The following is a 2307-nucleotide window of genomic DNA, read 5'->3' as shown; positions in this document are numbered from 1 at the left end:
ATCTCTTTTCTTTTTAAAAGTCTATTTGTTATTTTAATTTATGGAAATAGTATTATAGATAAAACAGTTAAAGCAACATTCAATTCTCTAAACTGGACTTCTTTATTAATTATAAAGGAATCTTCTGCTTCAATTTTGAACATAATTAGACTACCTCCTTGATCTGCTTTAAAAGTAAAATTGTTTAATCATCGTTTTTGATGATCAAAAACATCTTAATTAATTTTAAAATCGTTGTCAACTTTCGAAAATAACTTTTTTGAGTAAAAAACTCTTTTTAATTTAAAATAGCTCTCTTTTCTGTGGTAGAAATAATCTTAAGTAAGTTTAATTTTTAATGACAGATTATAAAACCCTATGACCTCTCTCCAAGATCAACTTGAAAAAAAACTTAAAGAAAAAAATCTTTCTCCCAGAGGATTAGAAACAAAAGCACATTTAGGAACTGGTGTTGTCCGAAATATTCTTTTAGGAAAATCAAATCCTACATTTAAAACCTTAGAAGCAATTGCTCATGCTTTAGAATGCTCTGTTGATGACCTCATCAGTAAAGAGACCCCTGAAGAAATTTTGTCTTCTCTTCTTCCTAAACATATTTATCCATGGAATGAGGAGATGTATTTTCAATCCTTTTCTACTGTCAAAAGTTATATGCATGAGCACAATTTGACATTACCTGCTAAAAAAGTTGTGGAGATTATTTGGGCTCTTTATACCCTTTCGCTTTCCAAGAGTTTGAACTATATCGATAAAGATCTTTGTAACTGGGTATTTAGGCATGCTCTTGACTATTAGATTTTCTCATCCTAGCTTAGAAGGCATCGAGTATAAGGCTGTGGTGTAAAGAAAATAAGAGCAGAAAAACTCCTTAATCTTGATAAATAACCTGTTCCAAACTGAGAGGACACATCCAATGCTATGGGAGTTCTCTCAACACGGACAGAGTATAGGGTTTTATTTGTGAAGTAATGAAATCTTCTTTAAAGTAAATGAACCGTAGAAACCAAAGGAAAAATCTCAACTGGGAATAATTTAACAAGCTCCTAGAGTCTTTTCCAGCACCTAAGGCTAAAACATGCCATCACTTATTTTTTATTCTACTTTGTTCTTTTAAGATAATATGATACACATTAATTAAAGTTTCTGAATAAATTTTCAATTTTTTTTTGTATACAAATAAAAGAGTGTTTTTTATGAATTTCTCTGAAATAATTAAGAAAAATATATTTTCCTATGCAAGTAGCTTACTTTTTATTTTTTTATGGAATATTCCAAATGCTCTAAGTATGGAAGTCGAAGAAAAAGCCCTTACGCAAAAAGAATTTGAAGATTTTCGTGTCAGACAAAAAAGACCCTTAAGAGATCCTTTAAGTCTATCAAGTTTTCATTCTGAGTCTCTTTCAGAGGAAGAAGTGTTTCTTGCCGCAGTAGAAAAAACGGAAGAAAAGTTTGAGTTAAACAAATCTTCTTTGTCTTTTCCATATAAAAAACCATGTCTTTCTTCTAACATCGTTCCATCATCTACAGCTGCTGCCGCAGCAAGTAGTGGTGATGATTTTTTAAATCCAAAAGTTTTAGATACAAAAACAGCTTGTGCTCCAGACAAGGAGAAAAGCTCTTCACAGAAAAAATCTTCAGAAATTTCTTCTCGACTTTTAACAACATTTCAACACCATCAAGACCATCTTTTGACATCTATTCAAAAAGCAAAAAAGTCTATCCTTATAACTTCTCATTCTTTTTCATCCACACGTCGATCTTATAGACAACTCTTTGATGCTTTACGCGAGGCTTCTTCTCGCAATGTGAAAGTTTATTTGTATTTTAATAAAGACTCTGGTCTCCCGGATGAAGAAGTGCATTTTTTAGAAGCTTTAGGCATTAAATTAAGCAACTCTTTTATCCATTCAAAACTACTTGTTATTGATAGAAGTCTTGTTACTTGCGGTTCTTTTGATTGGTTAAGTAACCCTTTAAAGATGCAATCAAATAAAGAGTCTTCTGTTGTTTTAGAAGGAGGGGATTTAAATCCTTTTATTGAGGAAATTTGGGATACTTTAAAAAAATATAAGCATTTATCTCTTCATCCTCATGCTTCTTCTAAGATTGAACGAAGGTTTGATGTTCTTCCTTCTCTTGTTTTTGAAACAGATGCAAAAGCAGAAGAATATGAACTTTTAGCAACACCACAACAACATGATAGTTTTTTTCTCGAATGCTTTGAAAATGCACAACATAGATTAACTTTATGTGTTCCCTTTATTACAAGAGATATAAGGCATTTATCATCTATTCTTCCTAGATCTA

2 protein-coding genes are annotated in these 2307 nt (G+C 31.2%); both read left to right on the top strand.

The window, feature by feature from the left end:
- Positions 1-357: 357 nt before the first annotated feature.
- A complete protein-coding gene (locus tag JSS34_08825; protein MBS0186397.1) occupies positions 358-795 on the top strand; it encodes a helix-turn-helix transcriptional regulator in 438 nt (145 codons plus the stop codon).
- 398 nt (positions 796-1193) lie between these two features.
- A partial coding sequence (locus tag JSS34_08820; protein MBS0186396.1) for a hypothetical protein occupies positions 1194-2307 on the top strand: 1114 nt, incomplete at its 3' end.

Source organism: Pseudomonadota bacterium (assembly GCA_018242545.1).
Lineage (GTDB): Bacteria > Pseudomonadota > Alphaproteobacteria > 16-39-46 > 16-39-46 > 16-39-46.
This window is presented reverse-complemented; position numbering and strand designations above follow the sequence as displayed.

Bases quoted from the DNA above. Each gene is read 5' to 3' on its own strand.
- JSS34_08825 (MBS0186397.1), top strand. From the start codon at position 358: ATGACCTCTCTCCAAGATCAACTTGAAAAAAAACTTAAAGAAAAAAAT.